Source organism: Gordoniibacillus kamchatkensis (genome assembly GCF_000829455.1).
GTDB classification, from domain to species: domain Bacteria; phylum Bacillota; class Bacilli; order Paenibacillales; family NBRC-103111; genus Gordoniibacillus; species Gordoniibacillus kamchatkensis.
Genome location: NZ_JXAK01000039.1, coordinates 1 through 14,190, shown reverse-complemented (window position 1 = coordinate 14,190; position 14,190 = coordinate 1). Strand labels below are relative to the sequence as shown.

Sequence of the window (14,190 nt, the reverse complement as noted above, 5' to 3'; positions counted from 1 at the left end):
GTTGGAATAATGAAACAACCAATCCGGATCCTCTTGTTTACGCTTAGCGCATGCCCGATCGGCAGGTCGATGGGGACAGTGTTGCGAGAGGTCATGCAATACTTGCCCGAAGTCGAGCTGAACACCGCATTCGTTGACGTACAGATTAATTTGACGAACGAATATCGCATCAAGAAAAATCCCACGACGGTTTTTCTCGATGCGCAGAACAATGAAATGGGAAGAATTGAAGGGTTTTTAGAAACGGAAAAAGTACTTGAATACGTCCAGGAGCTCGAACGGCATCCAGCCCCAAAAACCGTCTGTTATGAAGAAAACACCGCCATCAAGGAGACCTATACGATATATCTGTTGCGAGAAGGTCGTTTACAATCCGTACAAATCCAATATGAAAATCTTACTTCCGTAAAAGCTCCTCGCATTACGGCGATCAAGTTGCTTTTGAGCGCGAAAGTATATGGCTATACGAATCCTTTTCCTGAGTCATGCGAACTTGAACTCGTGAACTTCAACGGACCGGTTGGCCGAGTTGTTATAACAATGAAGAGAGCAGAGGAAGCAGGAAGCGATATTAGTCTTATGCAGTCTTCATTGATTCATACCCTTCGGGGATTTGGCGTTGATGATATCGTTCTAGAACTGCATTACAATTAGTTACGGTTTTGTATACCTACGAATGATACCGATGGAAGCACGAACGAATAAGAATGTCGTCGTCATAAACAGGAAAGTATGGTAAAGCGTCCACCACTTATGGTATTCAATTAATTGCGTATTTTTTTCAGCCCAATACTCAAGAATGGAAACTGGAAGACTGTATAAGAACGCTTGTCCAATAATACCAAGCAGCTTGGACTTATAAGTTGTTTGATTATAAAAAACGCAAAGAATCGGGAAAACAAATAGGTCGAAGAGAATGCCAATGCTGAACACTTGGGGCAGCAGACGAACAGGATAGGATAATACGTGATAAGCGACAAGGAAAGAATCAATAAATCCGGATATATATCCTTTAAGAAAATAAATGATAAGCCAATCTTTGATCGGCTGCTTTCTCAGCCAGATAAAAACGGAACCTGCGCACAACACAAGGAAAGTATATTGAATAATGTCCTCCAAGAGGTACACCTGCCTTGCTATTTGCAAAGATTCGTTCACCTTAGCATGGCAAATTTATCGTATAGGTATGCGTTGGCATTTTGAAAAAAAAACTGATGTTTGGTATCCATGATCATGCAGTTACAAAGGAGGCCTTTTAATCCATGATCAACCCAATTGCCTTATCTATAGGGTCTCTTCAAATACACTGGTATGGTGTGATAATTGGTTTTGGAGCCTTGATTGGCTTGATCTTGGCAATTCGTGAAGGAAAAAGATTCGGAATTCCACAAGATTTTTTCTTTGATCTTCTCTTGATAGGATTGCCTTCCGCCTTGGTCGGTGCCCGACTTTACTATGTAGCTTTTGAATGGGAACAATACAAAAACGATCCCGTAGAAATAATAAAAATATGGCACGGGGGAATCGCGATATATGGTGCGCTTATTGGCGCCATAATAGCAGCTGTAATATTCACGCGCAGGAAGGGATACAGCTTCCTACGCATTGCTGACATCTGTGCTCCAGGTCTTATTGTTGGGCAGATGATGGGGCGGTGGGGGAACTTTGTCAATCAGGAAGCCCACGGAGGATCTGTATCCAAAGACTTCTTAAAAAAGACAATTCATCTGCCGGATTTTATCGTAAATCAGATGAACATTAACGGAATATATTATCACCCTACATTCCTGTACGAATCCATTTGGAGTCTATTAGGACTAGCCATGTTACTGTTCCTCAGAAGACGTCCGTTTCTACGTGTAGGGGAACTGTTTATGAGCTATTTTATTTGGTATTCGGTGGGCCGGTTTTACATAGAAGGTGTTCGAACGGATAGTTTGGTTTTCGCTGGACCGAACTGGTTGGCTTCATTCTTGAAAGCTCTATGGTCTCCAATGTCGAGTTTTGGATGGGGAGCAATGGAGGCAGGCAAAAACATTCGTATTTCGCAATTGTTATCGGTTATGATTACCCTTGCCGCTGTCGCGATTATAATCATTCGCAGAAGGAAACATATCGGAGGGCATTATAAGGATTCAATCGTTAAAAATACATTAGAAAAAACAACAAAGACTATGGAAAGCGGAATATGACATTCACGAAAAGCATCGCGGGGCAATAAAAACGTCGCAGATCTAATTTCTGCGGCGTTTTTGTATCCTCTAATCATCATACACTGGCTGCCGTATTGACCGTTGGGACGAGCGTATATACGGTGTTGGATAACGGGACCGATTTGAATACAACGTGCTACTGTTTATGAAGCAGACAGCTGAAGGATAATGTCCCGGCATTTGTGTCGTTAGACAATGGGTGTGCCTGTATGTTATTGTTTCAGTTGGACGAGAGAGCGCCTCAGTCAAGCAATAGAAACCGACCAACAACCAACTGACCCAATTAAAGCTCATGTTTAGGCAGGTCGCTGTGGATGTGAGGTAAACAACCCGCAAGGGGCTTGCTGCTTAGGTAACGTGAACGCTTTTGTAAGAGGTCTCAAAAAAGGTTAACTTATTTTGGAAACTTGAAAAAATCAGAATCCCTTAAAAGTTGGAAAACCCGGATTTTTCGTATTTTTAGCGTTGAAAAAACATTTTATTTTACAGCTTTTTGAAAGCGTATGTGTGTTCGATGACCGAGGACCGTTCAAATGTGGACTTTGCGAGACCGAGTAAATGGGAGCGCAGTTAGATAGCGGCAGGTGCTCATGGACAATTGTTGATCAGAATGCCTACAAGCGGCGTATTAGGGGAGTTCCTGATTTGAATCGGACTTTCCCACGCAAACAAAATGAAGCGTCACGTCGCCGCTACCGGCTGTTTTATTTCGGTTAGCGGCGGAATTCCAACCAGCGTGGTATATTGATCTTCACGAAGCTAGGGGTTTTCTTCTGTAAACCCAAAGGTTCTTGGACAGACATTGATTGCGAATCCCAAAAGTACAGCGACATCTTTGGTAAAACAAATTTTAGTTCGCATGAATCATTCCTGTGCCCCTTAAAGACGACGATCTTGTCGGAGTACAACAAAGTAAAGCGGTAACCTTTTTAGAGCTACCGCTTTACTGCATTAGACCCTGCCCTTAAAATGGGGAAATTTGGTCTGGTAGAAACAAGACGGAAACAATCGACTAGATGTAAACTGGTCTTCGATGCCCAGATTCCGAAATTATACGAGCTGCCGACCCGGAGAAGAAGCCAACGTTTTATCAGCTTATGAAGGATTATGAGCTTGGAATACAATGAGCTTATGAGTCTACTACAATCGTTATTTATTAACTTGGAAGTTCAACTTTTTTTTTGCCAAAAGGCGAAAGAACAATTTTTTATACATTTTTATTATAAAAGTAGAAAGCGGCGCAAGTAATATCCAACGGCTTTGAAGCAATAGGCTTGCTAAAAAAGCTACTACGATGGACCCTATCACATCTCCCGGATAATGATGGCCAACATATACTCGCGAAATCCCTGTTGCAACGGCTAAAGCCAACATACTGTAGCCCCACCATCCGGACCAGCGTTTACAAATAAGTACCGTTAATGCAAGTGCGAATGCCCCCGATGTATGATCACTTGGAAAGGAAGCATCCGCTGCGTGAGGGAACAGTAAATGAACCGGATGGCTTACAAACGGCCGAGGCTCAAAATAGAACTGGGCAATCACATAATTCAGAAACAAAGCCAGTATCCCGGCGATCCCCGACTGCAAAACAATATGTTTCCTTCGATCATCGCCAAGTACCCACACGAATCCGAGCCATATAGCAAACAACTCCAAACCGTATTTGCTTACAAGTACCATAATCGAATCGAGCCAAATAAGATGTCCCGACAAATCGTTAATAAATTGAAAAACAGCATAATTCATAGCGGCAATCCTCCTGATGTTCGTCTAGGTCCACAAATGCCCGAGTACATAACCTAATGCGCAGAAAGTAATTCCAAAAATCACACTGATAGACACATAAGAGACAATAGAGCGCCATTTATATAGTCGGCGGATCTGTACAATTTCGTACTGGAATGTAGAAAAAGTTGTGAAAGCTCCTAATAAGCCCGTTCCCAAAAGGGCGGTAAGATGTAAATTCAAAGTCATCCCATACAAAAGGCCGAGTAAAAAGGAGCCTGCCAGGTTTACAGTCAGCGTTCCGAAAGGAATCGATGATATTGATCGTCGGCTAAACGCCTCCACGACAGCAAATCGGCTAATCGCCCCAATAAACCCACCAATGCCTATCCATAAAATATCCATTAACGTTTACTCACTTTCTTGCTGGATTCTGCCTTTCTCATAGTTACCCAGCGTATACCTAAGCTTGTGAACAGGTAACCGCCGAGCAGGCTTGCTACAATGTAGAGCAATGCTAATCCATAATGTGCTGATTGAAGCAATGTTACATTTTCATAACTAAAGGTCGAAAACGTAGTGAACGACCCAACAAATCCTGTTCCAAAAGAAGAGCGGAAGTGCGGATGTACCAAAAATCTTGTCGTGGTCAGCGTATAGAAGAGAGAAAGTAAGAAACAACCCAATAAATTAATTGTTAGCGTGTGAACCGGAAATGCTTGTCCAAAACGTTCTCCTATCCAAATGCCAAGTGAATAGCGGCTAATAGCGCCGAACGTTCCGCCGACACCGAGATACACATAAATCAAATCGACCCCTCCTTTCCAATTATTCACATAAAAAGACAAACTCCTACCAGAATAAAAATCTGGTAGGAGTCATTAGCCGTTACCGGCGGTTTATGGCGAACTCCATCGCCTTATGAACATGTTTTTATCTTATTTGAAATCGCCGTTCTAGTCAATCTCGATTTGTATTTTATATATCAAATCCAGATAGGTATTTAATTGTCTCAAAAAAAGGCAGCCGCGCAGGATAGTTTTTGGACAAGTAGTTCCGATTTTGCCCTAAAAATGAAATGAATATTAGAGGGATATTATTCATCCTTCATTGATCCTTGAAAACTAAATACAATCTTATCTGGTACGTTCCCCGCATGGCCTAAAAGGGAGAGCCAAATTGCAGGTGCGCCACGACCAGTTTGCCGATTCTTATTTCTGCATGTTTTTTCATCAGAAGCGGTAAACTGCGAGCGATTTTGCCCATGCAATACATAAATGGTGGTTCCATTTAAGGCGAAGACCCATGCGGAGGGATAATGATACTTCCGTCTAGCCACAGTTCAGCGCAATGGGGGCGGCTTGCAGCGATCCTGGAAGAGGTTTGAAGCCTATGAGGACGGTCAACCACTGTCCGCCGGATAGGGTTAATGGAAGAGAAGCAACCAAAACAGAGGCGGAAACAGAGATGCGCGCATAAGGTTTTGTTCGTTGCGCATCTCTGCTTTTCTGTTTTTAAGAATGATTGGGAGGTAGCTATGAACCATAAACTCATCCGGTACAGTATGCAAATCGCTATGATAAGACAGCTGCTGGCATTATCTTTGATTACAGAAAGCGAATTTCATTTGATAAAGAACAAAACGATGCAGGATTACGGCATCATTTCGGACCTTACTTCTTGATTCGCACATTTGTCGGTCCGCCCATCTCTTATTAAACTGATGGCAAGTAAATAAGAATGGAGGACAACATCATGGCTCTTGAAGTGCAAGTGATTAAAGCAAGTCGGAAAATATCGGATCGCAACGCCGGAAAGTTATCGGATGTTCTTCGCGTCGCCCCTTATGCCCGCGTAAGTACCGACACTGAGGAGCAATTGAACAGCTACAAATCGCAAGTCGCCTACTATACCGATCTCGTTAGCAAACGAAGCGACTGGGTGCTGGTTGATATTTATGCAGATGAAGCCATAACCGGGACTCAGGTAACGAAGCGAGAGAATTTCCAACGCATGATTAACGATTGTATGGATGGGAAAATTGATATGATCATCACGAAGTCTATCTCCAGATTTGCAAGAAACACGCTGGATACGTTGAAATACGTCCGAATGTTGAAAGAAAAAAGCATCGCCGTATTTTTTGAAGACGAGAATATCAATACGCTGACGATGGACGGCGAATTGTTGCTCGTCATTCTAAGCTCCGTAGCGCAGCAGGAAGTGGAGAACATCTCCGCCAACGTAAAAAAAGGTCTAAAGATGAAAATGAAGCGAGGCGAACTGGTGGGCTTTCAAAGTTGTCTGGGATACGATTACGATGTGAATACGAAAACGATAGCCGTTAATCAAGAAGAAGCCGAAATCGTCCGCTATATTTTTGAACGATATACATCGGGGATCGGCGCTTACGTTATTGCCAAGGAACTGACTGAGGCGGGACATAAGACCAAGTACGGAAGGGTCGAATGGCAGGACACAACCGTTCTTGGTATCATAAAGAATGAGAAGTACAAAGGCGATTTGCTGCAAGGAAAGACATTTACCGTCGATCCCATTTCCAAGAGAAGACTGGACAATTACGGCGAGGAAGATCAGTTTTATGTCAAAAATCATCATGAGCCGATTGTCAGCGAGGAAGTATTTGAGAAGGCGCAGGATATATTGCATCGAAGAGGCGAAAATCGCTGCCGCGGCGCAAAAGGCAAGCGGGACAAGTACAGCAGAAAATTTGCTTTCAGCAGCAAGTTGGAATGTGCTTTCTGCGGAAGCAATCTCTCGCGGCGGAACTGGCACAGCGGAACCCCGCACGAGAAGGTGATTTGGCAGTGCGTGACAGCCACGAAAAAGGGGAAGAAATACTGCCCTCACAGTAAAGCCTTGGAGGAAAGGCTGATTGAGGGTGCTTTTGTCGAATCGTACAAATTGGTGTGCCGCAACAATTCGGATGTGCTGGACGAGCTTATGAAAAGAATGGAGTCCGTGTTTAGCGACCAGAATAATCAAAAGCGACTGAACAAAATTATCAGCGATATTCAGGTTACGGAGCAAAAACGTTGCAAACTAATTGATTTGTGCCTGGATGAGAAAATAGACAGGGCTACTTACGAACAGAAGTATGCGGAACTCGATACTTCGCTTACTAAATTGCTCGAAGAAAAGGAACAGTTGGAGCAATCCGCGCAAGATGAAATTGACTTGGTAAAACGGCTTGAACATTTTCGCAAAGTGCTTCAAACGAATGAGGTTCTGACCGCATTCGACCGGAACGTATTCGAAAGCATTGTCGATAAAGTTATTATTGGGGAGAACTCCAATCAGGAAAGTCACGAGCCGTACAAACTGACCTTCGTATATAAAACAGGCTTCCATAACAGCATCCAAAGCAAGATGCATAAGCAAAAAAAGTCCTTGCGAGGTGAAAGGGGGAAAGTGCCTTCCTATTCCGAGAACAATACAAAAGGTGAAACGGGACTCTACTTTGACCCCAGAGCGGGCGGCGCTCGATACGGTTGGCTACAGCCCGGCGCAGATCAAGCATATCGTCAACGAGTCGGTCGTGATCGCCCACCAGCGGGGCGCTCAAGTCGCCGGTTACGACGACTTCCGGGCCGCGATGGAGACCTATGAATGGGGCCTCAAGCAGCCGCTTCGCTCCATGAGCGATGACGAGAAGCGGAACGTCGCCTATCACGAAGCAGGCCATGCGGTTGCGCAGTATTTGCTGAAGGCGCACGCGCGGGTGTGGAAAGTGACGATCATCCGCCGCGGCGATTCGCTCGGTCTTGCCGCCACGAAGCCGACGCAAGAGCGGTACAACCGCACCGACAGCGAAATTTTGGCGGACATTCAGGTCTGCCTGGCTGCCCGGGCAGTGGAAGAGGAGTTTCTGGGCAAAAAGTTAAACGGCGTCACATCCGACCTGCGGCGGGCGACTGAGATGGCCGGTACGTACCTTGGTATGGTCGGCATGGGCGACGATCTGTTCAGCTATCTCGCTATAGGCTCGCGAACAGAAGCTCTCAAGGCGCTCAGGCCCAAGATCAACGAGCTGCTGAAAGACCAGATGCAGCAAGTGAAAGAGCTGGTTAAGGAGCACGCCGAGTTCGTTCATGCCATTGCAGAGGAGCTGTTGATGCGAGGCGATTTGACCGGCGAGGAGATCGAGCAAATCTATGTGCGGCTATACGGCCGTACCCGGCCGGAGCCGCCCGAAGTCAAGCCTCGGGCGCTTATCGAGTCGTTTGCCGAGGCTGCCCCGGCGCAGCTGCCGGAGGAAGTCGGCGATGGCGGGCGGGATCCCGAATAAGGAAGATGGAAAAAGCAATGCCAGGCATGCTGCGGCAAGCCTGGCATTGCTTTTTTGATACATTCATACCGTTTCCAGCGGCTCGCCGGCTGCCGAGAACGTGGCGATAAAAGCGCGCAAGGCGCTGCTGGCGAACGAATCTTTGCGCGTAATGAACGTAGTCGGCATATGCCTGATCGTATCGGGAACCGCATGCACGCGGATCGCACCGTCCGCCTCGTGCTTGCCGACAACGCTTCTGGGCAGGAGCGAGATGCCGAGCCCCGCCGCGACGCCGCCGATGATCGCTTCCAAAGTGCCGAATTCCATGACGACCGACTGCGTCCACCCGACGGTAGGCAGCCACCGTTTCAGAACGTCGCGATAGGTGCAGCCCGAGCTGAACACAAGGATCGGCTTGGTGACGGCCTCTTCCAGACTCGTTACCGGCGGCGCCGAGACGATGACCAGCTCTTCTTCGAAAGCGGGTACCGATTGCAGCTCGGGGTGATTGCTCTTGTTTCCGATGAAGGCGCCGTCCAGTTCATATTGGAGCACCTTCTCGGTTAAAAAGTCGGAATGCCCCGCCGTAAGCGACAGCTGCACATTCGGGTAACGGTTGTAGTAGGCGGCAAGCAGCTTGGGCATCCGGACCGCGGCCGCCGATTGCGTCGACCCGATCAGCAGACGCCCGGCCGGGTCGTCCGTGCTGGTAAGAGCTTTTACAGCTTCGTCCATCAGACCGACGATTTTGTCGGCGTACGCGAGCAGCGTTTTGCCGCTGGGGGAAAGCGTCATGCCCCGGTTGTGGCGGAAAAACAGCTCGGTCCCGAGCTCCGATTCCAGCTGCCGAATGCGGGCCGTCACGTTCGATTGGACGTAACCGAGCCGGGACGCGGCTTTCGTAATTGATCCTTCGCGGGCTACCGCTTGGAAGACCCGCAAATCTGCGCTCTCCATCATGATCGCCTCCGTCTGTTCTGCGATACCGCCAAGCGGCATCGACTTCATTAGTTAATATCATAAATAATGAATTCAAGTATCTTCAACAATCATTATACATAAAACCAATCCTCCGTTAAACTGGAACCATCCAACAGCGATAGGGAGGATTCGAACATGAACAAATGCAAATATTTCGCTCTCATTATTTTCACTACGCTCTTAATGGGCGTTGCTTTTCCTGTCGGTAAAATCGGTCTGTCGTACGCGCCGCCGTTTTTTCTGATGGGAATTCGCTTTGTGCTGGCAGGCTGCCTGATGGCGCTCCTCACCGCCCGGAAACCCCAGCCGCGCGGGGGAAAAATGTGGCTGCAAGCAGCTGCGGTCGGCCTGTTCCAATCCGCCGGCGTTATGGGCTGCGCGTACTTCAGCATGCGCTGGATCAGTTCCGGCGAATCCTCGATCATCACCTGTACGAACCCGCTGCTCGTCATCGTGCTTGGGACGCTGCTGACCGGGGCGGTGTACAAGGTGCGGCAGTGGCTTGGAGTGGTTGTCGGTTTTATTGGCGTTGTATTCGCCTTTGGACTTCATATGGGCTTTCAACCGGGCACCTTCATCGGCTTTGCGGGCGCACTCTCGTTCGCAATGGCCACTTTGCTCGTCAAACGATGGGGTCCGGCGTTCGATATGAACGTGCTCGCCGCTTATCAGATGCTTGCCGGGGGAATCGCGCTGCTCGTTTTAAGCATGTTTGCAGAACATCCGCGCTTTGCTTTCAACGAGATTTCGGTTGCCGTCGTGCTGTGGCTTGCGGTCATGGGCTCGATCGTCCAGTTCTCGCTCTGGTTTTACTTGCTCCGCACCGGAGATCCCGGGAAAACGAGCGCTTTTCTGTTTCTTGTGCCGCTGTTCGGCGTTCTGTCGAGCTGGCTGATGCTCGGCGAGAAGGTAGGATGGAGCGTCGGGGTAGGCGGGGCGTTCATATGCGCGGGCATTTTTTTGGTCAATTGGGAAGGGATAAGGATGGCAGCGCATCAAATTCCGTATATCGACAAAATATCCGGCAACTCCTATAATGAATAACAGAACTATTCATTTACGCATGGAGTTGATCCCCCATTCAGTACGCGCTTGCTTTCGTCCTTTCGTTCGCTATCGTATTTGTACTCATCCCTCCGCTCAGCAAGCTTGCCTTCCGGCTCGATTTCGTTGACAAACCGCGCCGCGACGTCGAACGCAAAATTCACCGCGAGCCGATTCCGCTGACGGCCAGCTACGCGATTTTCATCGGCTTTCTCGTCACGTATTTCGTTTTCGGCGCCGGAGGCTTCGATTGGCAGACGGCGGCGATCGTTGGCGGCTCGGTGCTGCTGCTCGTCATCGGCACGGTCGATGACTGGTACAAAACGCGGGGCAAAGAGCTGGCGGCGCTGCCGAAGCTGATCGTGCAAGTATCGGCGGCCGTGCTCGTGTATGCGGCGGGAATCCGTTTCACCGGCTTCTACAATCCGTTCAGCGGCGATTTCGTCGTGCTTAGCGACTGGCTGCAGTTCGTGCTCACGATCATGTGGATTTTCGGCGTTACGACGGTGATCAACTTCATGGACGGTATGGACGGGTTGGCGGGCGGCTTATCGGCCATTTCGGCGGTGACGCTGTTCATCGTGGCGCTGACCAAAGGGCAGACGGGTTCGGCGCTGATGGCCATCATGCTTGCCGGCGTGGCGGCGGCGTACTTGCGCTACAACAAGCCTCCGGCCAAAGTGTTTATGGGCGATGCCGGGGCGACGTTCCTCGGATACATACTCGGCGTTATCGCACTCGACGGTGCGTTCAAGCAGGCGACGGTGCTGTCGCTGTTCATCCCGATTCTTGCGCTCGGCGTTCCGATTTTTGACAACCTGTTCGTGATCGCCAAGCGGTTCGCGCAAGGAAAGCCGATCTATCAAGCCGATGCCAGCCAAGCCCACTACCGGCTGCTGCGCAGCGGCATGAGCCCGAAGCAGGTCGTCGCCGTCTTGTGCCTCATCAGCCTATGCCTCAGCCTGTCGTCGATCATCCTGCTGCTGCTGAAAGTGTAAAGCCGCCCCGGCGGCTTTTTTTTTGCGCGCATAAACGGCCGTCGGGAGGCGGAAACTAGCGGCGTGACGCCAGTGATTTTGGCAAGGAAGGAAGAGGATTCCGTGAGCGAGAAGCAGGACTTGAGCCAGACGGCGGAGCCGACAGCCGGCATCCCGACCCCGCCGGAGGGCGAGGACGTCGGGCCGGCCGACAGCTTGAACGAGTGGGTGGAAGCGGTAATGGATACGATCCAGCGCGATTTCACCGGCGGCGCCGAGCATAGCGCGTATCATGAAGATGAAGGCGATCGGCTGTAAGCATCGCCCATGCAAAACGGCACGTCCTCCTCAGCTCGGAGGGCGTGCCGTTTTCGCTTGCGTGCGTCAGATGGCGCTCCCGCGTTTCGTAGTAGCAATGCGCTCGCGGAAGTTAAAGTAGTCGGCGTTCTCGCCGGCAACCATAAGTCCCATGCCCCAGTCGAAATGCGTGTCTTCGGTCGGCGGGTCGAGCGGATCGCGGTACTGGAACAGCACGTTGCGGCGCGGCCGCTGGCTGCGGTTCGCATCGGACCCGTGAATCGTCAAGTAGTTGAAGAACAATACGTCGCCCGCTTCCGCCGGACACGGGGTGCTTATGCTGAGCGGGTAAGTGCGGTGGTCGAGATAGTAGCGGCCGACGTGCGGCAGCGGGCCTTGCTTATGCGAGCCCGGTACGACGCACAGGCAGCCGTTTTCCATATTGGCGTCGTCGAGATGGAGGCTGGCGGCGAGCATCGTGTGGCGCTCGTGCGGGAAGTAAGGGTAGTCTTGATGCAACGGGAAGGCGGCGCCTTTCTCCGGCGGCTTCACGAGCATTTTGGAATGGTGGAGCTGCACGTTCGGCCCGATAAGCCCGCGAAGCACTGCGGTCATGTTCGGATGTGCGGCGGCCAGCGTGAATGCGGCGTGATGGTAATGCACTTCGTGGAAGCCTTTCAACACGAGCTTGCGCACGTCTTCGTCGCCGAGATAATCGCCATCCCACGTATGGTTTTTGTCGAATTTGGACTCTACGGCGCGGCGCAAAATGTGTTCGATCGCCGTCCGCATCTCTTCGACTTCCGCTTGCGAGAATACGCCTTTGACGAGCAAATAGCCATTTTCCCGGTAGAAGTCGATATCTGCCTGTGTTATCATCGCACTAACAGCCTCCTGTAAAGGGATTCAAGATAAGCCGATTATAGTACGCCAAGCGTTGTCCGTATTTATGCGGGAAAGACACGTTTTTGTCCGATACGGACATTTGGGGGAGAGGTGGCAGGCGATCATGGCGGTTCCATTGTCCGCACAAGCGTGGCGCGACGCGCAAAACGGGCTCAACGCTCGCATCCGCCGGGTGTCCGGCGGGCAGGGTGCGCTGCGCGTCCATTACTGGGGAGCGGCGCCGGGGCTATTGTCCAACCGGCCGCACAAGCATTCTTTTTTTGAAGTGTGCTACTGCGCGAGCGGGACGGGAACGTATCATGAAGACGGGCGGGAATGGCCGATTCGGGCGGGGACGATGTTTTGCTCGCGGCCGGGCGTGCCTCATCAAATTACGGTCGAGCCCGAAGGCAAGCTGTACTTGCTGTTTGTCGCGTTTGAAACGGAATCGGACATGGAAAAGCAGGAGGCGGGGGAAGGGGCGTACCGTACCCTCAGTCCCCACGATGCCAATGCCGGTGCCGGTGCTGCGGCGCCGATGCCGGGGCATGGCGGGAACGGCAAGCTCGAGACCGCCGCGCTGACGGAAGCGTACGAGCGACTGGCAGCTGCGGGACGGTTGCTCTGGGTGGACGACGCCGCGAATACGGCTGCCGCACATTTGTGGGAGGCGCTGCTTCGCGAAGCGGCCGCTACTGCACAGGGCGAGCCCCTTGCCCTGGACGCGATCGCGTACGCGCTCACGGCCTCGTTCCCGCAGCTGTTCGCTCCGGAGCTGCAGCAGCGGGGGGGCGGCGAAGCCCGCTGCGCGGCTGACGCACGGCCTCGTCGAGCAGGCCAAGCTGCTCATGCGCGACAATTTGGCCGAGCCGTTGCGCCTTGCCCACGTCGCCGACTATTTGCATGTGTCGGTGCGCCATTTGTCCAGACTCTTTCAGGAGCAGCAAGGCGAGCCGGTCGGTGAATGGCTTCGCAAAGAGCGCGTGCGTCTCGGCGCGGAGCTGCTTGCGGAATCACCTCTTCCGATCAAAGAAATTGCGGTGCGCACCGGGTTCGGCTCTGTGCATTATTTCACGCGCGTGTTCACGAAGCAGATGGGAATGGCGCCCGCCGCGTTTCGCGGTCGCGGCAAACGGCGATGAGAGGCGCACGGCCTCTTGCGGCGGCTTGCCGCGTCTGCACGGCGGCGAGCAACTCATTTTTGCTTGAAGGTTGCGCGGTGATGGGGAAGGCTTAGGAAGCTGACCTGAGGAGCGCAAGCCTGTGTTAGTTTGTTGTTGCTTTTTGAAGCATGTGAAGCTTGCGGCTTGCCGGGGAATACAGTACGTGTCAGCTTACAGTAGCTTACTAGGCTAACCGCTGCCTGCAGTTGCTTATTGCAGAAGCCGGCTAAATGCGGAGTGCAAAGCTGCGACTGTTCACGGCAGCATCCCGGAGCGTAAAAGGCTTAGCGGAATAGCGTTCCGTTATCGCTTCATTTCCCGGGTATTTCCCAAAGTTAACGGAACCAGAGTCCGCTATTTACGCGAATTCGGCACGTTTTCACCATTACGACAGTCCCAAGACCGCGCATAACGGAACACAGTTCCGCTAACGCCTGGCACAACCTCGTTTCTGCCCGCGTTAACGGAACACAGTTCCGCTAACGCTCGGCACAGCCCCACCGCCGCTCGCATTAACGGAACACCGTTGCGCTAACGCTCGGCACACCCCCGCCGTTGCCCACATTAACGGAACACCGTTCCGCAAACACCCGGCACAGCCCCGCCGTTGC

The 14,190-nt window shown here is 50.9% G+C and carries 15 protein-coding genes, 1 pseudogene and 1 riboswitch; of the genes and pseudogenes, 10 read left to right on the top strand and 6 right to left on the bottom strand.

Annotation, left to right across the window (positions count from 1 at the left end; all coding sequences use genetic code 11):
• Nucleotides 1-9: 9 nt before the first annotated feature.
• Complete coding sequence (locus tag SD70_RS20540) at nucleotides 10-654, top strand: hypothetical protein (protein ID WP_041049380.1); 645 nt, start codon at nucleotides 10-12, stop codon at nucleotides 652-654.
• On the opposite strand, the gene SD70_RS20535 is transcribed toward SD70_RS20540, so the two are convergent.
• A complete protein-coding gene (locus tag SD70_RS20535) occupies nucleotides 655-1,119 on the bottom strand; it encodes a CBO0543 family protein (RefSeq protein ID WP_041049428.1) in 465 nt (154 codons plus the stop codon).
• Nucleotides 1,120-1,262: 143 nt separating this feature from the next.
• On the opposite strand from SD70_RS20535, the gene lgt reads away from it, so the two are divergent.
• Both lgt and SD70_RS40065 read left to right on the top strand, forming a co-directional pair.
• On the top strand, nucleotides 1,263-2,192 hold the full coding sequence (lgt, locus tag SD70_RS20530) for a prolipoprotein diacylglyceryl transferase (protein ID WP_052487692.1): 930 nt from the start codon (nucleotides 1,263-1,265) through the stop codon (nucleotides 2,190-2,192).
• 216 nt (nucleotides 2,193-2,408) lie between these two features.
• Nucleotides 2,409-2,606: pseudogene (locus SD70_RS40065) on the top strand (putative iron-sulfur cluster-binding metallochaperone); the annotation flags it as partial.
• A gap of 756 nt (nucleotides 2,607-3,362) precedes the next feature.
• On the opposite strand, the gene SD70_RS20525 reads toward SD70_RS40065, so the two are convergent.
• Genes SD70_RS20525 through crcB form a run of 3 tightly spaced genes read right to left on the bottom strand, consistent with a single transcriptional unit; the run spans nucleotide 3,363 to nucleotide 4,741 of the window.
• The gene (locus SD70_RS20525) at nucleotides 3,363-3,962 is read right to left on the bottom strand and encodes an undecaprenyl-diphosphatase (protein WP_041049379.1); all 600 of its coding nucleotides are present in this window, start codon (nucleotides 3,960-3,962) and stop codon (nucleotides 3,363-3,365) included.
• 24 nt (nucleotides 3,963-3,986) lie between these two features.
• Nucleotides 3,987-4,346: a fluoride efflux transporter FluC gene (locus SD70_RS35110; RefSeq protein WP_082053530.1), complete on the bottom strand. Its 360-nt coding sequence runs from the start codon at nucleotides 4,344-4,346 to the stop codon at nucleotides 3,987-3,989.
• Nucleotides 4,346-4,741, bottom strand: coding sequence for a fluoride efflux transporter CrcB (gene crcB, locus SD70_RS35105; RefSeq protein ID WP_231571365.1), 396 nt, complete (start codon nucleotides 4,739-4,741; stop codon nucleotides 4,346-4,348). Before crcB ends, SD70_RS35110 begins: the two co-directional genes overlap by 1 nt.
• Before the next feature lie 65 nt (nucleotides 4,742-4,806).
• A riboswitch (Fluoride riboswitch) is annotated at nucleotides 4,807-4,869 on the bottom strand.
• Nucleotides 4,870-5,696: 827 nt separating this feature from the next.
• Between crcB and SD70_RS20515 the strand changes: the two genes are divergently transcribed.
• Nucleotides 5,697-7,571 carry a recombinase family protein gene (locus tag SD70_RS20515; RefSeq protein WP_082053528.1) on the top strand — a complete coding sequence of 625 codons (1,875 nt, stop codon included), beginning with the start codon at nucleotides 5,697-5,699 and terminating at the stop codon, nucleotides 7,569-7,571.
• On the top strand, nucleotides 7,558-8,250 hold the full coding sequence (locus tag SD70_RS20510) for a hypothetical protein (protein WP_331436825.1): 693 nt from the start codon (nucleotides 7,558-7,560) through the stop codon (nucleotides 8,248-8,250). Before SD70_RS20515 ends, SD70_RS20510 begins: the two co-directional genes overlap by 14 nt.
• 63 nt (nucleotides 8,251-8,313) lie before the next feature.
• Here SD70_RS20510 and SD70_RS20505 read toward each other — a convergent pair whose 3' ends face one another.
• Complete coding sequence (locus tag SD70_RS20505) at nucleotides 8,314-9,189, bottom strand: LysR family transcriptional regulator (protein WP_041049378.1); 876 nt, start codon at nucleotides 9,187-9,189, stop codon at nucleotides 8,314-8,316.
• A gap of 159 nt (nucleotides 9,190-9,348) precedes the next feature.
• Here SD70_RS20505 and SD70_RS20500 point away from each other — a divergent pair, with 159 nt between their 5' ends.
• The 3 genes from SD70_RS20500 to SD70_RS20490 all read left to right on the top strand — a co-directional run bounded on the left by SD70_RS20500 (nucleotide 9,349) and on the right by SD70_RS20490 (nucleotide 11,552).
• On the top strand, nucleotides 9,349-10,257 hold the full coding sequence (locus SD70_RS20500) for a DMT family transporter (protein WP_041049377.1): 909 nt from the start codon (nucleotides 9,349-9,351) through the stop codon (nucleotides 10,255-10,257).
• A gap of 35 nt (nucleotides 10,258-10,292) precedes the next feature.
• Nucleotides 10,293-11,255 carry an MraY family glycosyltransferase gene (locus SD70_RS20495; RefSeq protein ID WP_041049376.1) on the top strand — a complete coding sequence of 321 codons (963 nt, stop codon included), beginning with the start codon at nucleotides 10,293-10,295 and terminating at the stop codon, nucleotides 11,253-11,255.
• Nucleotides 11,256-11,318: 63 nt separating this feature from the next.
• Nucleotides 11,319-11,552, top strand: coding sequence for a hypothetical protein (locus SD70_RS20490; protein WP_041049375.1), 234 nt, complete (start codon nucleotides 11,319-11,321; stop codon nucleotides 11,550-11,552).
• A 66-nt stretch (nucleotides 11,553-11,618) separates the two neighbouring features.
• On the opposite strand, the gene SD70_RS20485 is transcribed toward SD70_RS20490, so the two are convergent.
• Nucleotides 11,619-12,410 (bottom strand): phytanoyl-CoA dioxygenase family protein, encoded by a 792-nt coding sequence (locus tag SD70_RS20485; RefSeq protein WP_041049374.1) that lies wholly within the window; start codon nucleotides 12,408-12,410, stop codon nucleotides 11,619-11,621.
• Nucleotides 12,411-12,540: 130 nt separating this feature from the next.
• On the opposite strand from SD70_RS20485, the gene SD70_RS33725 reads away from it, so the two are divergent.
• Nucleotides 12,541-13,380, top strand: a complete 840-nt coding sequence (locus SD70_RS33725) for a cupin domain-containing protein (protein WP_052487691.1) — start codon at nucleotides 12,541-12,543, stop codon at nucleotides 13,378-13,380.
• Complete coding sequence (locus SD70_RS35100) at nucleotides 13,337-13,558, top strand: helix-turn-helix transcriptional regulator (RefSeq protein ID WP_197081096.1); 222 nt, start codon at nucleotides 13,337-13,339, stop codon at nucleotides 13,556-13,558. Before SD70_RS33725 ends, SD70_RS35100 begins: the two co-directional genes overlap by 44 nt.
• Nucleotides 13,559-14,190: the final 632 nt, after the last annotated feature.

What these genes read in the sequence shown, in the direction of transcription:
- SD70_RS33725 (WP_052487691.1), top strand. Translation starts at nt 12,541, where the DNA reads ATGGCGGTTCCATTGTCCGCACAAGCGTGGCGCGACGCGCAAAACGGG.
- SD70_RS20485 (WP_041049374.1), bottom strand. Translation starts at nt 12,410, where the DNA reads ATGATAACACAGGCAGATATCGACTTCTACCGGGAAAATGGCTATTTG.
- SD70_RS20510 (WP_331436825.1), top strand. Translation starts at nt 7,558, where the DNA reads ATGGAGACCTATGAATGGGGCCTCAAGCAGCCGCTTCGCTCCATGAGC.
- SD70_RS35110 (WP_082053530.1), bottom strand. Translation starts at nt 4,346, where the DNA reads ATGGATATTTTATGGATAGGCATTGGTGGGTTTATTGGGGCGATTAGC.
- SD70_RS20525 (WP_041049379.1), bottom strand. Translation starts at nt 3,962, where the DNA reads ATGAATTATGCTGTTTTTCAATTTATTAACGATTTGTCGGGACATCTT.
- SD70_RS20540 (WP_041049380.1), top strand. Translation starts at nt 10, where the DNA reads ATGAAACAACCAATCCGGATCCTCTTGTTTACGCTTAGCGCATGCCCG.
- SD70_RS20505 (WP_041049378.1), bottom strand. Translation starts at nt 9,189, where the DNA reads ATGGAGAGCGCAGATTTGCGGGTCTTCCAAGCGGTAGCCCGCGAAGGA.
- SD70_RS20500 (WP_041049377.1), top strand. Translation starts at nt 9,349, where the DNA reads ATGAACAAATGCAAATATTTCGCTCTCATTATTTTCACTACGCTCTTA.
- SD70_RS20515 (WP_082053528.1), top strand. Translation starts at nt 5,697, where the DNA reads ATGGCTCTTGAAGTGCAAGTGATTAAAGCAAGTCGGAAAATATCGGAT.
- lgt (WP_052487692.1), top strand. Translation starts at nt 1,263, where the DNA reads ATGATCAACCCAATTGCCTTATCTATAGGGTCTCTTCAAATACACTGG.